The following is a 19,222-nucleotide window of genomic DNA, read 5'->3' as shown; positions in this document are numbered from 1 at the left end:
ATCCAATTCCTAAAAAATGTGCAGTAAAATAAAAAAGCGTGCCGATTTGGCACGCTTTCGTTCCTTATTGTCCTTGTGCTAATGAATAGGCAATTTTCCCATCAAAGCGGTATAAATTCTCAATCTTAATCCAGTCTAAATCCTCTGATTCAATTTGTGTTAATAACTCACGAATTGCGCCGTGCGTTTCTTTCTTTCCTTCAATTGGTTGGAATCTACAGCGCCAGTGATCGGATAAAAACGTTTCAGAGAATCCGTTTGGATATACTTTAACGCCACGATTTGTCATCATCACAAATTCATGATCGCTAGCTGATGCTGCACGCGTAAGCTTCTCAGCAATCTCGTTAATCGTTAATGTATTATTAAATAAAAACACGTCTGTTCCATCAAGTTCACGTTCAGGAACATAGTTTGGACGATTCGTTTCTTCTTGCTCATCGGCCACTTCTTTACTATATACTACAGGTTCTAGCACTGAAGGAGACTGACCAAGCCGCTCTACAACAGCATTAGCGAATTCTTTCGTTCCAACAGCGTCTTTTCCTTTTGCGATATCACCTGTTAAGACACCGTCCTCAATTGTTTTCAACCAGGCGTTATGAATCTTCTCTGCTGCTTCAGGCTGTCCAATATGCACGAGCATCATAATTGCCCCATGAAGAAGACCAGATGGATTTGCAATTCCTTTACCAGCAATATCAGGAGCGCTTCCATGAATCGCTTCAAACATCGCAATTTGATCTCCGATATTTGCAGAACCTGCTAAACCAACGCTTCCTGCAATCTGAGCTGCAATATCAGACGCAATATCCCCATATAAATTCAACGTTACGATCACATCAAATTCTTCTGGTGAATCAGCAAGGCGAGCCATTCCAATATCGACAATGTAACTATTTGCTTCAATATCAGGATATTCTGCTGCAATTTCTTTAAATACCTGATGAAAAAGACCATCACTCAATTTCATGATATTATCTTTTACAAGACAAGTTACTTTCTTACGATTATTTTTGCGAGCATATTCAAAAGCATGACGAACAATTCGCTCAGAACCTGGGCGTGAAATGAGCTTCAAGCTTTGCACAACGTCTGGCGTTTGCTGATGCTCAATTCCTGAGTAGAGATCCTCTTCATTTTCGCGAACAATAACAAGATCCATATCTGGATGCTTGTTTTCAACGACAGGATGATAAGATACGCAAGGGCGAACGTTTGCATATAATCCCATCGCTGTACGTATCGTTACGTTTAGGCTCTTATAACCACCGCCCTGTGGTGTTGTAATTGGTGCTTTTAAAAGTACTTTTGTTCGACGCAATGAGTCCCATGCTTCTTGAGGAATACCTGTTGAATTACCCGTAAGGTAAACTTTTTCTCCAACATCAATAAATTCAGGCTCAATCTCAGCCCCAGCTTGTTCTAAGATATTTAGTGTTGCTTCCATGATTTCCGGACCGATTCCGTCTCCGGTTGCTACTGTAATTGGACGCTTTTCTGCCATGATCTTCTCTCCTTCTCTGGTCTGTCAGCACTGAAAAAACCGGCAAGCTCTAGTATAAACAATACCGAATCTTCCTAATATAGTGAACTTTCCATTCTTCAAGCTTCTTCAAACCTTTGCCTAATTCATGGAATTAACCAACATTTTGTTATCGCTTTCCAAGGTTATTATAGAAATCATGTTCTTTTTTGTCAATTTTACAGAGTTTTTGACTTCCCCATAAAAAAACCAGTCCTTTTTCTTGAAGGACTGGCTTTAACTTATTGTAAAGCTTTAACGTCATCGACAATTTCTTCATAAGGGACATTCGAAACGCCAGAATACTTTTTCACGACCACGCCATCTTTATTCACAAGATAAAAAGCAGTGCCATGAATAAATTGATCTGAATTTGGATCTGCATCTACAGCTGTTTTAAAACTACTCTCTGCGAAACTTTTAATCTCCTCATTATCGTAACCAGTTAAGAAGTGCCAGTTTGATAAATCGGCATCAAATTTCTCCGAGAACTTCATTAATTCTTCAGGTGTATCTCGTTTTGGATCAACAGAAAAAGATACAAGCTCTACATCCACATCCGCTTCTGCAAGCTTATCCTGGAGTTGGGACATATTTGCTGTCATAGGCGGACAAACTGTCTCACAATTTGTGAAAATCAAATCAGCAATCCACACTTTTCCATTCAAATCACTTAAACCAAACTCGCTATTCGTCTGATCCGTATATGTAAAGTCCTGCACTTCCCAATCAAGGTCGTCGGGAACATCCTTCCCACAAGCAGCAAGTATAACCAGTAGTGTCATTAATCCCGTAACGAATAAGAAGCGTTTCTTCATTAGATTAACCCCCATAAAAATTGGAATAATATTCTCTCTCTACCTTATCTCAAAATAAGGAAAGTTGCCATATGATGATTAAGATAGATGCGATCATTTCTTGAACATAAGCATGAATCTATTACGATTCATGCTTATCATTAGTTAAAGCAAATATCATCTATTTTTCTTGTTGCATACGCCTCACGATTCCTGTTACAACTTTTCTAGGAATGAAGCGGATTGATTTAGCTAGAATTTTATTCTGTGTACCAGGAATAATGATACTCTTTCCGTTTCTTACTCCTTCATATCCTGCTTTTGCGACAGCCATGGAATCCATTGTACCTCCATCAAAAAGTTTTGACTTCCCAAGGTTAGCACGGTTACTAAAATCGGTTCTTGTCGGCCCAGGGCACAAAGTTGATACGGTGAGCCCTGTCCCCTTCAACTCATTCTCGATCGCTTCTGAAAAAGAAAGTACATAGGCTTTCGATGCATAATAGACTGCCATTAAAGGACCAGGTTGAAATGCAGCTGTAGAAGCTACATTTAGGATGCTACCTTTACCGCGTTCTGTCATCTCTTCCAAAACTAACTTCGTCAAATGGGTTAGAGAGTTAATATTTAAATACAGCATGTCCAATTCCTTCTGCAAATCGGTTTCTACGAACTTACCGAATAGACCAACACCTGCGTTGTTCACTAAATAATCTACTTTCTTTCCAAGTCCTTTTACTTTTTCAAATAATTCACCAGCAGCTCCAGGATTTGCCAGATCACTAACGATTATATCAACTTGTACACCATATTTTGATAATTCTTGTGCTCGTAACTCTAGCTTCTCTTTACTTCTCGCCACTAAAATTAAGTGTATGCCATCTTTTGCGAATAACGTGGCAATATCTGCCCCTAGACCTCCAGATGCACCTGTAATTAATGCTGTTTCGGACATATCGAGTCCACCCCTTCATTTATTTCTTAAAGTTTAAACATTTGAACATATTGTTTAATAAAGAAAGTAGAAGACTTAAAAGCAAGTCTCTTCTACTTTATCTAGTAGCATTTTCAATATAGCTACACCATCTTCAAGTTGAAGAGAATAGAAACGTGTTGTTCCTTTCTGTTCGACTGAAACAAGGCCAACTTCACGCAAAATTTTAAGATGATGTGAAATCGCTGGACGAGACAGGGTTGATTGCTCGGTAATCTCATTCACGCTTAGACAATCGTGTTCACTAAGTAACAGGATAATATCTTGCCTGTAGGGATCGCCAAGCGCCTGAAAGATCGGCGTACTTTTACGAAAAAGCTGACGCGCTTCATGATGGTCATTTTCTTTATTCATCACAGTAAGCCCCTATCTGTTTAAAAGTTTAAACATTTAACCTGATTTAAGCATATCCGATTGTCACAAATCTGTCAATGGACTTTACGCTAAGCTAATAGCCTAACTGTTTCAGCACAATTTGATGATTTGGATTTATGTTGTCTGGCAATTCATTGATTTGAAAATACCTCACTTCAGATACTTCCTTCTCGTCTAATTTAAAATCATCACTTGCACACTGCCCAGAATAGACAGCAATTACACTAAAAACTTCATGCCCATTCGGGTATTGGTAATAAAGATTCTCTCCAGAAAAAACCGATTCAAAAGTTAAGTTTTGAATGGTTATTCCCAATTCTTCAAACGTTTCACGAGCTACCGTTTCTTCGAATGACTCTCCTGGCTCCATAAATCCGCCTGTTAATCCCCATCTATTATTATCGGTCCTTTTTTGCATAAGAAGATTTGATTTCGATTGATCAAATAGCAGAATTGCTACACCTGGTAATATAAGTGGTCGACTCCCGACAAGCGCTCTAAGTTCCTGAATGTAATCCATAGCTCCTCCTAGAGAATAAATAGTGTTCCGGTTCATGAAAAAAAGCCTCTCGATCTATCGAAAAGGCTTGCTACCCATTACTAAACGCCCAGACCCAGTAGACTACTCCCCAGACTGCGCTTAACGCCAATAAAATAATCAGGAGACGAATATTTTTAGTTCTCATTATTATCAATCTCCTCTTGCTCAACGGATTTTTCTTTCCGCTTTAACATATATAAGAAAAATCCAAACATACCAAACACAACAAAGAAAAGTCCCGTTGACATATAAACTAAAATTGACCCTATATCCATATTAGCTCCACCTTTCTTAGGCACTATCCGCTGTACGATAAGTAAATAGACAATACCCCAATGACAATCATCGTTATAAAAGGTAGAACAAAGGCTAGGAAAATAACAGCAGATTCCGTTTTGTGCTGTTTTATTTTGGATAACACGAAGCCATTCTCCTTTCACTTTATCATTCACATCAATAGTATATCGGATATTCGCTTACCTTTTCGCTGTTTTCTTGAACGTTTCCGTACTATTCTAACATAAGTTCAATCATGACAAGCATGATGAATTGCTTGATGAAGCAATGCCATCACATGTTGGTCATCAGGAGAATAAAAGATGCTTGTTCCTGCTCTTCTGAACTTAACTAATCGTAAGTTCTTTAGAAAACGAAGCTGATGCGACACAGTCGACTGTGAAAGATGAAGGACATCTGCTATTTCACTAACAGCACATTCCCGATCAGCTAGTAAGTTCAAGATCCGTATCCTTGTGGGATCACCAAGAGCTTTGAAGGTTTGTGAAACAATGAAAAGCGTTTCTTCATCTAAATCCATTTCTTCATTTGTAACATCCTTATCTTGATTATCCAACAGAATCTCCCCCGTTTCATTATATGAACAATTATTCATATATCACTCTGTTGACATTGTATGAAAGTCATCAGTCAATTGTCAACATCAGGCTGTCACGATTCCTTCACAGAAACTCTTGAACCTCCCTTGAGTTCACCTTCAATCCTTTTTACAATAGAAAGAGAAGAAAAAGTAAAGGCTTTCCTATCATAAGATAGGATGCCTGTTCATGATGTGGTATGATGAAAACGGTCAACATTTACGGAACAGAATTATGATCATAGATGGAGGTGTTCCTTATGTGGGAACAATTAACGAGCACGTTTTCGTTTAGTGCTCTCTGGAGCCCTGGAATTCTCGTAGCTGCGATTGTTATCGCTGGCTTCTATTTACTTCTTACAGGACCCTGGAAAGATAGCTTTAAAGACGCATCACCCTTCCCCCTTTATAAAAAGATCTTCTTCTTAATTGGGGTTGCCTTATTTTACATTGGACTCGGTGGACCATTATCACTAATGGGACATTTATTACTCAGTATTCACATGACTGAAATGGCTCTTGTCTATTTAGTTGCGCCACCTCTTATTCTCGTTGGGACACCCGCATGGTTGCTTCGACCATTACTAAATGTCAAAGTTATTCGCAAAATCGTTCAATTTTTCACTTTCCCAATTATTTCACTGCTTTTGTTTAATGGATTGTTTTCTTTTTATCACATACCAGAAATATTCGATTACTTAATGGTCCATTACACAGCTCAGAATTTCTATAAAGCAGCTCTGATTGTGACAGCTTTCGCGATGTGGTGGCCACTCGTTTGTCCAGTACCTGAGTATGACACGTTATCAGGTGTAAAGAAACTCGGCTATATTTTCGCAGATGGCGTTCTACTAACACCAGCTTGTGCACTAATCATTTTCGCAACTACTCCACTTTACGCAACCTATACAGACCCTACCGTATGGGCCAATGCAATGGGATACTGTGTCCCTAGTGGCACAACCGTATCACCTGAATTATTTGACCAATTCAAGCCGCTAGGAATTATGGAAGACCAACAGCTAGGCGGAATCATCATGAAAATCATCCAAGAATTATCATACGGCAGCGCCCTCGGCTACATCTTCTTCCAATGGGCAAGAAAAGAACGCGAAAAAGACGCCGAAGAACTACAATCACCAGAATTCAGAATGAGTGAGATTTAGTTTGAAAAGCGGAAGTGGGCGGTTAGACACGGCAGGCACTGGAGCCTTTTCATTTGAACACGGTCTTTGTGTTCGGATGAAAAGGTGAAGTGACAGAGTGTCTGCCCACTGCAGCTGGATCTATGAAAAGCAGAGACGAGCGGTCAGAAACGGAGATATTGGAGTTCTTGAACTAGAACACGCCTTTTGTGTTCTGGTGAAAGAGCGAAATATCGCAGTTTCTGCGAGTCGCAGCTAGACATGAAAAGCGGAAGTGGGCGGTTAGGGTCAACAAGCGCTGAAGGCCTATCAAAAGAACACGGTCTTTGTGTTCATTTGATAGGGTGAAGCGATCGAGACCCTGCCCACTGCAGCTGGATCACAAGAAAAGCGGAGACGAGCGGTTAGAAACGGAGATAGTAAAGATCTTACACTAAAACTCATCACTCAAAAGCCATGAAGCAAGTTTCCTTCATGGCTTTTTTTTGTTCCTTTACACATAGCGAATTAATAAAGTGCGTACTAAACTTCCTACCCCCACTCCCAGAACGATACCGAAAATAGCCACAAATGTTGGTGGAAAAGGAATATCGCCTACATTTGAAAATATGACTCCCACAGTAGAAAAATAAGCACCGGAAACAAAGGGGAGTGACAGGTATTTCCTTACTTCTTGATCGGACTTTTCTAAAGCACATAAATAGCTTTCATAAATGGCAAATAGATAAACACATGGATAAAACATCGCCCACTCATAATTTGTCACTTCAATTGCTTGAGTGGATTTCCCTTGAAAACTATAAAGAATATTCATGTTTAAATTTGCATTTACATTGATTACAAACTCTAAAACAATAAAAAAAGCACCTTTTAAATACATTTTATTTAAGATTTGTCCAAATCCGGGAAAGGCAATACTCCAAAGAAGAACTTCAAGTGGGTACACGTTTCTCTTCATTTCATCACCAGCTTCTCATCAACTACCCCGTTACTTTTTCCAAATTAATGGTATTTCATCCATCCCTCATGGAATTATTTTCAGAAGTAACTCAAGGTCTTTTAGTTCATACTACGTACATAAACAAACGAAAGGAGATTTTTCAATGCTAACGACAGGTCAACTCCGCTCATTTAAAAATACGATTCAAAAACGTATTAGAGCACTCAATGAAGAATTGGTTGATAATGATGAGTTTGGAATTTCTCAATCATTTGTCCAACATTCTACGGGGGAACTTTCAAATTATGATAATCACCCTGGCGATACAGCTACAGAACTTTATGAGCGAGAAAAAGATCTTTCATTAAATGAACATGCGAAACAAGAATTAGCTGAACTTAACAATGCACTTGAACGTATAAGTAACGGCAAATATGGTAGATGTGACAAGTGCGGAAATGAGATCTCCATCGAAAGGCTTTCCATTCTCCCCACTGCCAAAACCTGCGTCGAACATAGCCCCTCACAAAAAACGTCAAACCAAAGACCTGCAGAAGAAGATGTACTTGGTCAATCATTCAGTGAGCATATAAATGATGAAGAAGAATCGAATTTTTTTGACGCTGAAGACTCCTGGCAACGAACCGCAAGATACGGAACTTCTGAAACCCCTTCTGATTTCAATGATCAGCAAATGAGCTATGATCGCATGTATATCGATTCGAATGAACTAAATGGGTATGTTGAAGAAATCGAAACTTTTCTATCTGCTGATATTGACGGTAAACCCACTGGTGTCGTTCCTAATGAACGTCACGAACGATATGAGGATCAATTGGATGACTATGAAGAACAGGCTTCGCAAGGAATGATTGAAGATACTGATATGAACAAATGAAAGAAGCAGCCCATTAATTTGGGCTGCTTCTTTACATTTCTTCAGGTGCGTGAAGACCAAGTAATCGCAATCCCTCTCTCAAAACAATTGATACAGCCATAACTAGCTGTAATCTAGCTTGTTTGGATGAGTTCTCTTCTAAAATACGAACTTGTCCATAGTATTTGTTGAAAGCACGTGAAAGTTCTAAAACAAATTTTGCGATTTGAGAAGGATCGTATTCAGTAGCTGCTCGTTCAATCGTATGGGGAAACTGACGAAGTTTTGTGACCACTGACCAGGCTTGTTCACCTTCTAGCATTTCCATACTTTCTACTTTTTGATAATTCCCTTTACGTAGTATGGAACAAGCACGAGCGTGTGTGTACTGTACATATGGACCAGTTTCTCCTTCAACTCGTAACATATCTTCAAGGGAAAAGTCGATGTCATTTCGACGATCATTCTTTAAATCATGAAACAAGACGGCCCCAACCCCAATTTGTTCTGAAATAGCACTTTTGTTTGCTAAATCGGGATTTTTGGATTCAATATTTTCTTTTGCAAGTTCAATCGCCTCACTTATAACCTCTTCAAGCAAAACGACTTTCCCTTTTCTCGTTGACATTTTCTTTCCATCTTTAAGCATCATCCCAAAGTTGATATGGTGCATTTGCTCAGCCCATTCGAATCCTAACTTTTTTAGAACTTCAATTAATTGCTTGAAATGAAGGCTTTGTTCATTTCCTACTACGTAAAGGGATTCACTAAAGCCATATGTTTCATAACGATAAATCGCTGCTGCTAAATCTCGAGTGGCATAAAGAGAGGCTCCATCCTTCTTTCTAATTAAGCACGGAGGTATATCTTCTCCAAGCTCAACAACCATGGCACCATTGGATTCAACTAACAGGTCCTTTTCTTCTAGCATCTTAATCACTCGCTGCATTTTATCGTTATAAAAAGCTTCTCCTTTTGTCGAATCGAATGTAATGCCCATGAGGTCATAAATACGATTAAACTCCTTAAGAGATTCTTCACGGAACCACTTCCAGAGCGTCACAGCTTCCAAATCGCCTTGTTCTAACTCTTTAAATGCCTTTCTCCCTTCATCTTCAAGTAAAGGATCAACGGCAGCTTCTTCGTGAAACAAAATATATAATTTAAGTAGCTCTTTAATTGTTTGTTCACGGACTTTTTGCTCATTACCCCACTTCCGATACGCCGTTATTAATTTTCCAAACTGCGTACCCCAATTCCCAAGATGATTAATTCGAATAGGACGATAGCCAACTTTTTCAACAATTAACGCTAGAGCATTCCCAATCACCGTTGAGCGTAAGTGTCCCATTGAAAAAGGTTTCGCAATATTAGGTGATGACAAATCGATCGTTACCGCACCATCTTTACCTACATTGGAGCTCCCATACTCTTCTTCTTGACTAAGGACCAGATGAATAACATCACTCGTAACCATTTTCTTATTAAGAAACACATTGACATAAGGGCCAACTGCGTCTATTTTCTCGAATAGAGGATCGTTCAATTTACTAGCAAGATTTGTCGCAATTTGATTAGGGGACATTTTTTCCAACTTAGCAAGTTGAAAACATGGAAAAGCGTAATCACCATGTGACTCATGTTTCGGAATTTCAATTCGTTGTATCATGTCACTACGCTCAACTTTCCCATCAAATGCTTGAAAGAGTTTGTCTGCAAAGAGCTTTTTATACATCATCATCTTCCTCCTCATGTCATTAAACGTTTTTTACTTAAACAAAAAAATCTCCGTCTCTACTATAGAGACGGAGATTTTTTCCGCGGTACCACTCTGATTGCTCAACAAAGATACTTGAGCCAACTTCACTCGGATAACGGCGAGCCCGACTGTTTCTACTGAAGTTCAAAACAGTGTCTTGAAAGTCCGGTTCATCTCTGATTAGGCTCCAGGCTTTCACCATCCCTAGATCGCTTTATCCGTCATTAGACACTACTCTCTTTCGCTCTGACGATCAAATATTATTTTCATTATAGCCTATTTCATTATAAATTCAACTAGTTATCTGATTATACTTGGTTCTGACTCCAATTGTACGTTTTTCTCTCCATCCTGATAACCTTCCTGATAGGCTTCTCGATAAATAGAAGTTAAATACATTGAAATCAGCTGTCTTACTTTCGGCCCCACGTTAACGACCTCTAGGTGTTTCATACACCGATCAACCGCTAATTTTTCCTTTTGGATATTTTTACTCGTCAACGTAAGAACCACCTTTCCATCTAAGTTCACTTTATTATACATTAATTAAACAAATGGTGTACATTCTTTTGACAAATGTCGATACTATGTTATAAGAAGTGCTATATATCAATACAGAAAGACAGTTTTCTATTACGTAAATGACTTATTTTGCAAACAGAACCTCATTCTACGATTCCTTTCCAATCTTGATACATAACTTTATCATTTCATCACAAGCTATACTTATCTATCATCACTAAGAGGAGGTTGCAGCGTGAGACGTGGTAAACGAAAACCTATCCGAAATGAACCTTATCAAATCCCAACTGCTACTGAATCACATGAGGCGTTTTTTTCAATTGAACAAAACAAGGAATATCTCAATTCGAAATTTTACCATACAGAAGATATTAAATTTAGAAACATTACCATTGAGAATATTGCATGCATACTTGCGTACCTAGACCCTCTCGTAGATGAGGATAAACTTCAAAAAACCATTATGAAACCCTTAATGGAAAAGAATAAATTAGACATTGAAGATACAGTGACTTCTAAGGAATATCGCCGTTCAATGAACTTAAATGAAGCTATCACTGCATTAACAAAGGGTTTTGTAGCCTTCTTTATAGAAGGTCATCAACACTTTTATCTACTGGAAGCTTTTTCAGCAAGTTCTAGGCCCGTGTCAGAACCAATCAATGAGCAAGTTGTTCGTGGTTCACATGAAGGGTTTGTTGAAAACATTATGCAAAACTTACAAATGCTTCGCAGAAGAATTGAGAACCCAAATCTTGTGATAAGGTTTTTTAAGGTTGGGAAAACAACCGATACAAAATTAGCAATCATATATTTGCAACACCTCGTCAACCCAGACTTGATTCAAGAGGTTGAAAAAAGAATAACGGCTATCAAAACCGACTCCATTCAAACCCCAGGATATGTAGAAGAATTTATTGAAGATTCACCATTTTCACCATTTCCCCAAATGCTAAGTACAGAACGACCAGATCGATTAACTGCTCATATTATTGAAGGCAGAATCGGCTTGTTGATGGAAGGAAGTCCTTCCACCCTAATCATGCCTGTTACGTTCTTTGCATTTTATCAATCTCCGGAAGATTACAATAGCCGGTGGTATATTGGTTCAATCTTGAGACTCATCAGAGTAGCAAGCTTTATATTCGCACTCGGTTTGCCATCTCTTTATATTGCCACTGTTTCTTTTCACTCTGAGGTGCTACCTGCTGAACTAATTTTAAACATTAAAAGTTCGCTTGAAAATGTTCCGTTCCCTCCATTACTTGAAGCACTCATCATGCAGATTATTCTTGAATTATTAAGAGAAGCTGCCATTCGCCTGCCCGGTCCTATCGCACAAACCATTGGTATCGTTGGAGGTTTAGTTATTGGAACAGCCATCGTAGAAGCAAATCTTGTCTCAAATATGATGATTATCGTTGTAGCCCTCACGGCAATTTCGTCCTTTGCTGTTCCATCTTATGAAATGAGTATGTCCATAAGGCTTCTAGGTTTTCCACTCATGCTACTCTCTGCGTCTTTTGGTTTTATAGGGCTTGTTTTTGGACTAGCGATCATCCTCATTCATTTATGTAGTCTAGAAACATTCGGCACTCCTTACTTCTCGCCACTTGCACCTTTGCGCTTGAATGAACTAAAAGATTCAATTGTTCGTCTTCCAAGATGGCTACTCGGGGATCGACCAACGGATGTACATCCGCAGTTTAATAAGCAAGAGTGGCGTTCAAGAGGGTGGAAAAAGAATGAAAACGACTAGCACAATTAATAACGCACAGCTATTTTTCATTATTTTCCAAACACAGGTTGGCGTTGGGGTCCTTTCACTTCCCTCATCCTTATATGCAGATGCAGGAACTGATGGATGGATCACGCTTTTGATCACCGGTGGAGCCATTCAATTCATTATTTTTATTCTATATTTTTTATGTGCACGTTTTCCAACCTTAACGTTATACGAATTTGCTCCTAAAATTATTGGCAAGTATGCAGCAGGGATCATTTCAGTTCTTTATGTTGCTTTTGCGATAGCAACTTCCGTCATTGTATTAGAGCTATTCGAAACAACCATTAAAACTTGGATTTTGTTTCGTACTCCGATGTTGGTTATTTTATTACTGCTAACCGTAAGCGGGACTTACCTTGCAGTTGGCAAGATCAAGGTGATGGGAAGGTTTTATCAATTTGTATCCATCCTCATCCTCCCGCTAATCATAATGTCCGCTTATACGTTGAAAGATGCAGATATCAGGTATATTCTACCAATTGGTCAAAATGGCTTTGGTACAATTCTCAAAGCGACTCAAAAAGGGATTGTCTCCATGCTGGGATTTGAAATCGTTCTATTTATCTATCCTTATGTTCAAAACAAGGGTAAGGCAGCACTTAAAAGCCTAACCCTTGCTAATATTGCTGTCACAAGTTTATATACTTTTTTGTCCTTCACAACCTATGTTTTTTTTAGCCCTAACCAACTTGAAGTGATTCCAGAGCCTCTCGTTTATATGTTAAAAGGCATCTCCTTTGTTATCGTTGACAGGGTTGATTTGATCTTCTTGTCCATCTGGATTATTTCAGTGATGACATCTTATGTGTCTTACTTATACATCGCAGGAAAAGGAATACAGCGCTTAACAAAGAGAAAAAAAACAACCGGTTCTATTCTGATTGCGTCCTTTATTGCACTGTTTTTCTCCATGTTTTCACATGATCGATATACAGTTGAAATGCTTTCAGGCTATCACGCAAAAGCTAGCTATTTTTTTGCACTTGGTTTTCCTCTCATGCTCTTGCTCATTAGTCTTTTATTTAAGAAGAAAGAGGAATCGCAATGAAAAAAATATGGCACCTTTCCATTATCTTTTCAACCATACTATTGTTCTTAACTTCTTGCTGGGATCAAGAACTGTTAAAAGAATCCAAACTTATTTATGGTGCTGGATTCGATTATGAAAATGAGAATGAAATTCGTACGACGTTCGTTGTTCGTAACCTTGGTGTTCCTGTTAGTCAAGGAGGAGTCTATTCCAATCGAGTTATCTCTCTTTCTGGTACTTCACCTAGAGACACACGGATAAAAATGGACCGTATTATATCGAAACAGGTAACAGCATCTAAAAATCAACTTATTCTTTTAGGAGATGAGGTTGCTAAACAAGACATTGATCACATGTTCGATATTCTGTATCGAGATCCAAAGAGTCCACTCGATGCTCGCGTAGCTGTTGTTGAAGGGCGGGCAGAGGATGTCTTTAACTTAGATCACATCGGCGATACCCTCATTACCGAATTTTCAACGAACCTTATTAAAGGCGCTGAAAACAAAACTGAAGCACCGCGTATGACAGTCGAAAAAGCGTTTCGCTATTCTCATGATATTGGGCAGGACTATGCCTTTCCATACATTAGTTATAATGAAGAGGTTGGTGCACCTGAGATAAACGGAATTGCTCTATTTCACCAATCAAACTTCACGGGGGTCGTGCTCCCTCCTTTTGATGCTACACTTCTACTTCTTATGGCTGATGCAAAGAGTAAAAAAGCCAGTATTGTTGAAAATATAGGTAAACAGCATGATCAAGGATTCTTGACCCAGACGGTTACTGTTAACATTCAAAACACGAAATCAGATATTAAGTACTCGTTTCAAAATGGGAATGTCAGTAAAGTTTTTGTTAATCTAGAAGTAAGAGGGAATATCGAGGAATATCCTCAAGACCACCTCTTTAAAGAAAGTCAGTTAGAAGACATTGCAGATGAGTTATCGAAGAAATTAACGGAAAGAGGGAACAATTTACTAGCAAAACTCCAGGAAGCGAACTGTGATTTTCTTGGCATTGGACGCGACCTAAATGCTTATCATCATGAATCATGGCATCCTAAACAGTGGGAGAAGAAATTTCCAGAACTAAACATAGAAGCAAAGGTGAAAGTAAAAATTTCAGAAACAGGGATTATTAAATAGAAAGAGAATGAGCTTTATTGCTCATTCTCTTTCTATTTGTTTCATCTCTTCGATTGTCGGTTCTTTTGAGCCATACCAGGAATAAGCCACTTCATAAATCTCGCCTTCCTGCACAAGATTCCAGGACATTTCGTCTTCCATTAGGAGTTCAATTGCCTCTCCTTCTCCTTCTGGCTGAACAAACACGTAATGATGATGGTCCGTACTTTCTTTCTTAATCACTTCTCCTCTTTCAAGATGTTCTTCATGCACATAGGTGTATCTTCCGATTAAAAAAATACTAACTAGTACAACGATGCTGGCAATGGCAATGTTTAATGCTCTCTTTTTATTCATAATTCCTCCGTCAAGTAATGGTTTACTAATAAAGTACCACAAACATGATTTGTTTAACAAAGTTAGGCATGTATGTTTAATGAAAAATTGATGAGGGTAACCCTGTACTAAGAGACATTACAAGGAGGAATTACTAATGGCTAAGAATTCACAATATCAACCGATTCATGAAAGCGGATTTTCTCTAAGTGACGCTCAAGAGGTAAAATACGCGAAAGACTTTAAAAAAGCAGATATCGCAGGAGGCATTCGTAAGCCAAAAGTTAAGCGAGCTAAGAATGAAAATCCTGATTTACTGAAATAAACCGAATCATCTATCAACAGTAGCTAAGAAACAATCAATTTCTAAAGCTTACATGAACAAAATAGTATGCTTAGCGTAAATAAAGAGAGGGTGGCCAGTGGCCTCCCTCTCTTTATTTGTGTACGTAGAAAATTTAACGTTCTTGTTTCACAAATGCTTCGTAACCTTTTTTCTTCAATTCTTCACATAATTGCTCGGCTCTGCTCTTTTCCTTATAAGCACCTGATTGGACGAAATAGACCGAACTGTTAAGAGTCCCTTTCATGTAACGCACAGCAGCAAGCGCTGCTTCTTCAGCTAACTGGAAACGATAGGATCGAACATTTAATTTCTTTCGATCGACAGCAGAGTCTAGAAAACCATATTCAATAATAAGCGTTTCAACCTGCCCAGTTAATCGGTGCATATAATAATAATCTTTCCCATTCATCCCTTCTCTTGAGAATACCCTCCGTACTGACATGCCCATCTTCTTCAATGCATCAGCAGTGCTTTTAGCAAAAACGGAGGTAGCATATTTTGAATGAATCACTTCTGCTCCACTTCCACCACCTGCATTGAAATGATTGCTTAAACAAATCGTTGCACCAGAAGATCTTACGAGCTCAGAGCGCTTATCAGGAGACAAATCAGTATCCGTTTTTCGAGTCAGTTTACAAGGAATACCGAGCTTTTTCAAAAATCCATATTGATGTAAGGATACCTCTAAATTCCAATCCTTTTCTTTTACTCCATCCGCAATAGCCCCTGGATCTTTCCCACCATGCCCCGCATCAATGATAATCATTATTTTCCTCCCTTATTCTAAATAAATTTCTGATTACTTCTTAAATTACTTCAGCTCCTTCTTATTCTATATATCGAAAGAAAAAAGAAAAAAGGGGCAATGTTATCAAATTATTTATCAGTTAACGCAACTTTTCAACTACGGACTCGTCTTTATAATAAATGTCATATAAAGGATGATCGTATGAATGAAAACTCACAAGGTGATTTCAAATTAGATTTCACTAACTATACTACTGTTCAAAAAACAGAATTAATTGAGCATTTAATGGAAACGTATGGGGAAGCGTTAGTAAGACTCGCTTATACATATACAAAGGACTGGGGAAAAGCGGAAGACATTGTACAGGAAGTATTTCTTGCCTGCTTTTTAAAGCTTCACACGTTTCGAGGAGAAGCATCGTTAAAAAACTGGCTCTATCGCATTGCGATTAATCGTTGTCATGACCATGTGCGAAGCTGGTCTTTTCGAAATATTATACCGACAAACGTGATGATGAAGTTCATCAAAAACCATACCCCTTCACCCGAACTTATTGCAGTAAAAAATGAAGAATCACATAAATTACGAACCTCCATTTTTCAACTTTCATTAAAATATCGTGAAACATTCATTCTCTATTACCATGAAGATTTATCCATTCGAGAAATTAGTTCACTCCTTGACACAAAAGAAGCAACGATTAAATCAAGGTTGCATCGTGCTCGTCGCCTTCTCGAATTAAGCCTAAACGAAGAAAGGGAGTGAATAACAAGATGGAGGAAAAACAGTTAAGAGAAAAAGTAAAAGAATCCTTATTTCAAAAACAACACTTTACAAACAGAAAAAAAGAACGAATGCTTGAAAATATCCTACTTGCCCATTTCGGTCACAATAAGAAAAAAAGAAATCTCATGCTAGAGTGGATGGGCATCGTAGCCTGCATTTCATTATTCGTTATCGCCACTCTCTCTGTTACTGGTATTTCTTTAGACTCACCTGAAATACAAGAAGGTTCACTCGACCAGAATGAGGCTCCATATATAAGTGCTGCCTATCTGAAAAGGGCTTCCGAAATTGCTCATCGTGATTTAGATATTAGCGACGCTATTTATTTTTCAATCGATTCCACCGTTTATCTCGATCTTATGGTATCTGACAAGCTTTCCGAACAGAAGATGAAGGAACTCGCAACAGAGTATTTAGGCGTGCTGTCTCATTTGTATCAAACAGAAAACGAAGGCATCAACGATATTTGGAACCATTATCATGTGGAAGTGACCATTAAAGGTGATCGTGAGTATCCTTCAACCGCTTATTTTGATGAAGCAGATGAGTCCTTTTATTTAAAAGGCTCAAAGAGAAAAAAGGAAACGACGATTCAGTGGTACTCTACTTCCCAATAAATAACCAAATGAATAATAAAGGAAAAGCACAACCGCTAATTGTGCTTTTCCTTTTTTGTTCGATATCAATTATCCTTTTAGCAAAGATGGGTAGGTAACGAAAAAAACCGCCACCTAAACTACCTACTGGCTGTTTTTCGTTCTTCCCCCCTATCAGTTCTTTCCAAGAAATAAAATGCGTTCGGATCGAAGCCCTTCTTATAACTGTCACTCTGAATAACCTGACGTGAACGTGGCATAATTTGCTTTTCTGTTAATTGCTTAAAACCTTCTAACAATAGATTCACACTAAAAATAACGAGCACAAAAAATAAAATCGGAACAAGTGGAATCCACGTATCATATGGGAGAAATCGAAATGTAGAACCGATTAAACCTGACCATTCAGATGACACAGACCGATATTCATCTCCTAATATTGGATCTGGATTAAAAAATGTGCCTCCAAAAAACAACTTCAATAAACCAAGATGAAGTAAGAGAATCAGCACGTTGATCATTTGTTGGAGAAATATGATGATCATCCGCGGACCAAGGTGAGGTAGAATATGTTTTGTTAAGATATGAACTCTAGATCCGCCTAGCGTTTTAGCTCCTTCAATAAACCCTTTTCCCCAAATGGCATGCGTTTCATTGGATATTAATGTTGTGGTAGTTGGAATCGCAACTGCTGTTAAAACAACAATTTCAAATACCATCCGCTCAAGAAATGAAAACTGAAATGTCCCTTCCATCCCATTTTCCATTAAAACACCGCTAAGAATAAAATAACAAAGCAGTGAAATCGGTATGTATTGCATAGCATCAACGAATCCAGATGTACTTCGCAACGTGCGGCGAAAATAAGTCCCTCCGACTACACCAGCAACAAAAGAGAGCGCTATTCTCATCGAGGCAACGAGAAATGCAATACCAATTGTATATTTTGCCCCAATTATGATTTGATCAAATAGATGATACCCATACTTATCTGTTCCAAATGGAGCAACCTGTAACGGTGTAAAAGGTGAACGGTCGATTAAATTTCCGTCTTGATCATAGAGCATGGAGGTTTGCGGCACAACATCATCATAAGCAATGGAGTAGTATATACTGCTACCGAGCAGAAGAACAATGATGAACATTCCTGTCACGAACATTGGATTTTTTAAAGCATGTTTCAAAGTTTGTATTCCTCCTTTTCTGCTACATCAAAGCTTTTTCCTGAGCAGTTCGCTCCGCCACAAGCTGAGAAACGGTTAGAAATAAGAAAATAGGTATAAAAAGCAATAGTGCACTAACTGTGAATATTTCTGGTGTAGGATGCTCATACATAAAGCGAATTAATCCATTAAGGTTAAACACATACTCCATAATAAAAAGATTAGACAAAGTAAACCAAACAATCGATCTCGAGTGAAAATAAGTTGATAATAGTGTATTTCGAAAAATATGGAAAAGAAATATTTTGGTGGGTTCTAACCCTTTTGTCCTTGCAAGTTCAACATATGGTTTTTCTACTTCCTCGGCCAGAACGTGTATCATAATTCGATACAATAAAAAGGCAGGTAATATAGATAGGATTAGAATTGGCATTGTATAAATGCGTTCGTATGCTGCAACGTCCATCAACAGGACCTCTGTTTTTTTATAAACCCAAATCACCCCGATTTGAACAATCGCGAGTATAAAAACGTCTGGAAAGGATTCTGTCAAAAATGCTACTCTTTTGAACCATTTTTGAATAAACGCAGGAGAGATGTAAGTTAGATAGGTAAATAGAAATGCAACAAAAAAAGCAAGAATCAAAGCACTAAATAAGATGGTGATTGAATAGAAGAGGTACTCATAAATGAGAGGAAATAGTTGATAACTCTCATTCCCTGATCGAAACGTTAATTGTTGATAATGAATCAATTCCTCTATCGTGTGTTGAAGCCTTTTCATATAACCTTGAGGATCTAATTTCATTCCATTAAACATTCCTGGTATGGCGCCAAGTAATAACACGCCGAGAAAAGCAGCGATAAACTGAGAGCCAATGCGTACCATATTCCCCATGTGTTTACTCCTTTCTTTATGTAACTATACATTTAAGACGGTCCTAACCCTCGAAGG

General features: G+C 38.3%; 23 protein-coding genes and 1 other annotated feature. Of the genes, 8 read left to right on the top strand and 15 right to left on the bottom strand.

Translation table 11 applies throughout. From position 1 onward, the window contains the following. Window positions 1-64 precede the first annotated feature (64 nt). The 8 genes from ATG70_RS21765 to ATG70_RS21740 form a co-directional block, all read right to left on the bottom strand. Window positions 65-1,507, bottom strand: a complete 1,443-nt coding sequence (locus ATG70_RS21765) for an NADP-dependent isocitrate dehydrogenase (RefSeq protein ID WP_098446547.1) — start codon at window positions 1,505-1,507, stop codon at window positions 65-67. 260 nt (window positions 1,508-1,767) lie between these two features. Continuing rightward, the gene (locus ATG70_RS21760; protein ID WP_098446546.1) at window positions 1,768-2,343 is read right to left on the bottom strand and encodes an SCO family protein; all 576 of its coding nucleotides are present in this window, start codon (window positions 2,341-2,343) and stop codon (window positions 1,768-1,770) included. 160 nt (window positions 2,344-2,503) lie between these two features. Further along, window positions 2,504-3,277 carry an SDR family NAD(P)-dependent oxidoreductase gene (locus ATG70_RS21755; protein ID WP_098446545.1) on the bottom strand — a complete coding sequence of 258 codons (774 nt, stop codon included), beginning with the start codon at window positions 3,275-3,277 and terminating at the stop codon, window positions 2,504-2,506. A 75-nt stretch (window positions 3,278-3,352) separates the two neighbouring features. Further along, on the bottom strand, window positions 3,353-3,670 hold the full coding sequence (locus ATG70_RS21750) for an ArsR/SmtB family transcription factor (RefSeq protein ID WP_098446544.1): 318 nt from the start codon (window positions 3,668-3,670) through the stop codon (window positions 3,353-3,355). 94 nt (window positions 3,671-3,764) lie between these two features. Beyond that, the gene (locus tag ATG70_RS21745; protein ID WP_179886372.1) at window positions 3,765-4,211 is read right to left on the bottom strand and encodes an NUDIX hydrolase; all 447 of its coding nucleotides are present in this window, start codon (window positions 4,209-4,211) and stop codon (window positions 3,765-3,767) included. 155 nt (window positions 4,212-4,366) lie between these two features. Beyond that, window positions 4,367-4,507 carry a hypothetical protein gene (locus ATG70_RS22655; protein ID WP_179886371.1) on the bottom strand — a complete coding sequence of 47 codons (141 nt, stop codon included), beginning with the start codon at window positions 4,505-4,507 and terminating at the stop codon, window positions 4,367-4,369. A gap of 23 nt (window positions 4,508-4,530) precedes the next feature. Further along, window positions 4,531-4,653, bottom strand: a complete 123-nt coding sequence (locus tag ATG70_RS22880; RefSeq protein ID WP_255462049.1) for a hypothetical protein — start codon at window positions 4,651-4,653, stop codon at window positions 4,531-4,533. A 105-nt stretch (window positions 4,654-4,758) separates the two neighbouring features. Then, window positions 4,759-5,049 (bottom strand): ArsR/SmtB family transcription factor, encoded by a 291-nt coding sequence (locus ATG70_RS21740; protein ID WP_160921200.1) that lies wholly within the window; start codon window positions 5,047-5,049, stop codon window positions 4,759-4,761. A 317-nt stretch (window positions 5,050-5,366) separates the two neighbouring features. Between ATG70_RS21740 and ctaG the strand changes: the two genes are divergently transcribed. Further along, complete coding sequence (ctaG, locus tag ATG70_RS21735; protein ID WP_098446541.1) at window positions 5,367-6,272, top strand: cytochrome c oxidase assembly factor CtaG; 906 nt, start codon at window positions 5,367-5,369, stop codon at window positions 6,270-6,272. Window positions 6,273-6,744: 472 nt separating this feature from the next. On the opposite strand, the gene ATG70_RS21730 is transcribed toward ctaG, so the two are convergent. After that, on the bottom strand, window positions 6,745-7,197 hold the full coding sequence (locus ATG70_RS21730) for a hypothetical protein (protein WP_179886370.1): 453 nt from the start codon (window positions 7,195-7,197) through the stop codon (window positions 6,745-6,747). A 157-nt stretch (window positions 7,198-7,354) separates the two neighbouring features. Between ATG70_RS21730 and ATG70_RS21725 the strand changes: the two genes are divergently transcribed. After that, window positions 7,355-8,089, top strand: coding sequence for a TraR/DksA C4-type zinc finger protein (locus ATG70_RS21725; protein ID WP_179886369.1), 735 nt, complete (start codon window positions 7,355-7,357; stop codon window positions 8,087-8,089). Between the two features lie 31 nt (window positions 8,090-8,120). Here ATG70_RS21725 and argS read toward each other — a convergent pair whose 3' ends face one another. Further along, on the bottom strand, window positions 8,121-9,806 hold the full coding sequence (gene argS / locus ATG70_RS21720) for an arginine--tRNA ligase (RefSeq protein WP_098446538.1): 1,686 nt from the start codon (window positions 9,804-9,806) through the stop codon (window positions 8,121-8,123). 60 nt (window positions 9,807-9,866) lie between these two features. Further along, window positions 9,867-10,083 (bottom strand) — a binding site (T-box leader). Window positions 10,084-10,127: 44 nt separating this feature from the next. Continuing rightward, window positions 10,128-10,328 carry a hypothetical protein gene (locus tag ATG70_RS21715; RefSeq protein WP_098446537.1) on the bottom strand — a complete coding sequence of 67 codons (201 nt, stop codon included), beginning with the start codon at window positions 10,326-10,328 and terminating at the stop codon, window positions 10,128-10,130. A gap of 256 nt (window positions 10,329-10,584) precedes the next feature. Between ATG70_RS21715 and ATG70_RS21710 the strand changes: the two genes are divergently transcribed. The 3 genes from ATG70_RS21710 to ATG70_RS21700 are packed head-to-tail and all read left to right on the top strand — an operon-like array spanning window position 10,585 to window position 14,313. Beyond that, the gene (locus ATG70_RS21710; protein ID WP_257147829.1) at window positions 10,585-12,108 is read left to right on the top strand and encodes a spore germination protein; all 1,524 of its coding nucleotides are present in this window, start codon (window positions 10,585-10,587) and stop codon (window positions 12,106-12,108) included. Then, a complete protein-coding gene (locus tag ATG70_RS21705; protein ID WP_179886368.1) occupies window positions 12,095-13,183 on the top strand; it encodes a GerAB/ArcD/ProY family transporter in 1,089 nt (362 codons plus the stop codon). The genes ATG70_RS21710 and ATG70_RS21705 overlap by 14 nt, the downstream gene beginning before the upstream one ends. After that, window positions 13,180-14,313: a Ger(x)C family spore germination protein gene (locus ATG70_RS21700; RefSeq protein WP_098446535.1), complete on the top strand. Its 1,134-nt coding sequence runs from the start codon at window positions 13,180-13,182 to the stop codon at window positions 14,311-14,313. The genes ATG70_RS21705 and ATG70_RS21700 overlap by 4 nt, the downstream gene beginning before the upstream one ends. Window positions 14,314-14,334: 21 nt before the next feature. Here the strand turns inward: ATG70_RS21700 and ATG70_RS21695 are convergent, their stop codons facing one another. Then, on the bottom strand, window positions 14,335-14,649 hold the full coding sequence (locus tag ATG70_RS21695; protein WP_098446534.1) for a hypothetical protein: 315 nt from the start codon (window positions 14,647-14,649) through the stop codon (window positions 14,335-14,337). A 136-nt stretch (window positions 14,650-14,785) separates the two neighbouring features. Between ATG70_RS21695 and ATG70_RS21690 the strand changes: the two genes are divergently transcribed. After that, window positions 14,786-14,953, top strand: coding sequence for a YfhE family protein (locus tag ATG70_RS21690; protein ID WP_098446533.1), 168 nt, complete (start codon window positions 14,786-14,788; stop codon window positions 14,951-14,953). Between the two features lie 133 nt (window positions 14,954-15,086). On the opposite strand, the gene ATG70_RS21685 is transcribed toward ATG70_RS21690, so the two are convergent. Beyond that, window positions 15,087-15,740 (bottom strand): N-acetylmuramoyl-L-alanine amidase, encoded by a 654-nt coding sequence (locus ATG70_RS21685; RefSeq protein WP_098446532.1) that lies wholly within the window; start codon window positions 15,738-15,740, stop codon window positions 15,087-15,089. Between the two features lie 183 nt (window positions 15,741-15,923). Between ATG70_RS21685 and ATG70_RS21680 the strand changes: the two genes are divergently transcribed. Together ATG70_RS21680 and ATG70_RS21675 are read left to right on the top strand one after the other, a co-directional pair. Continuing rightward, window positions 15,924-16,487, top strand: a complete 564-nt coding sequence (locus ATG70_RS21680) for a sigma-70 family RNA polymerase sigma factor (protein WP_098446531.1) — start codon at window positions 15,924-15,926, stop codon at window positions 16,485-16,487. Window positions 16,488-16,495: 8 nt separating this feature from the next. Continuing rightward, window positions 16,496-17,125, top strand: a complete 630-nt coding sequence (locus ATG70_RS21675; protein WP_098446530.1) for a hypothetical protein — start codon at window positions 16,496-16,498, stop codon at window positions 17,123-17,125. Between the two features lie 119 nt (window positions 17,126-17,244). On the opposite strand, the gene ATG70_RS21670 is transcribed toward ATG70_RS21675, so the two are convergent. Both ATG70_RS21670 and ATG70_RS21665 read right to left on the bottom strand, forming a co-directional pair. Then, entirely contained in the window at window positions 17,245-18,288 is a 1,044-nt protein-coding gene (locus ATG70_RS21670) for an ABC transporter permease subunit (RefSeq protein ID WP_098446529.1), read from the bottom strand. 22 nt (window positions 18,289-18,310) lie between these two features. Further along, window positions 18,311-19,165: an ABC transporter permease subunit gene (locus ATG70_RS21665; RefSeq protein ID WP_098446528.1), complete on the bottom strand. Its 855-nt coding sequence runs from the start codon at window positions 19,163-19,165 to the stop codon at window positions 18,311-18,313. Window positions 19,166-19,222: the final 57 nt, after the last annotated feature.

The sequence above is a fragment of the Bacillus sp. es.036 genome (assembly GCF_002563635.1).
Lineage (GTDB): Bacteria > Bacillota > Bacilli > Bacillales > Guptibacillaceae > Guptibacillus.
Note: the sequence above shows the minus strand (reverse complement) of the source record. Positions and strands in the feature narration are given on the sequence as shown.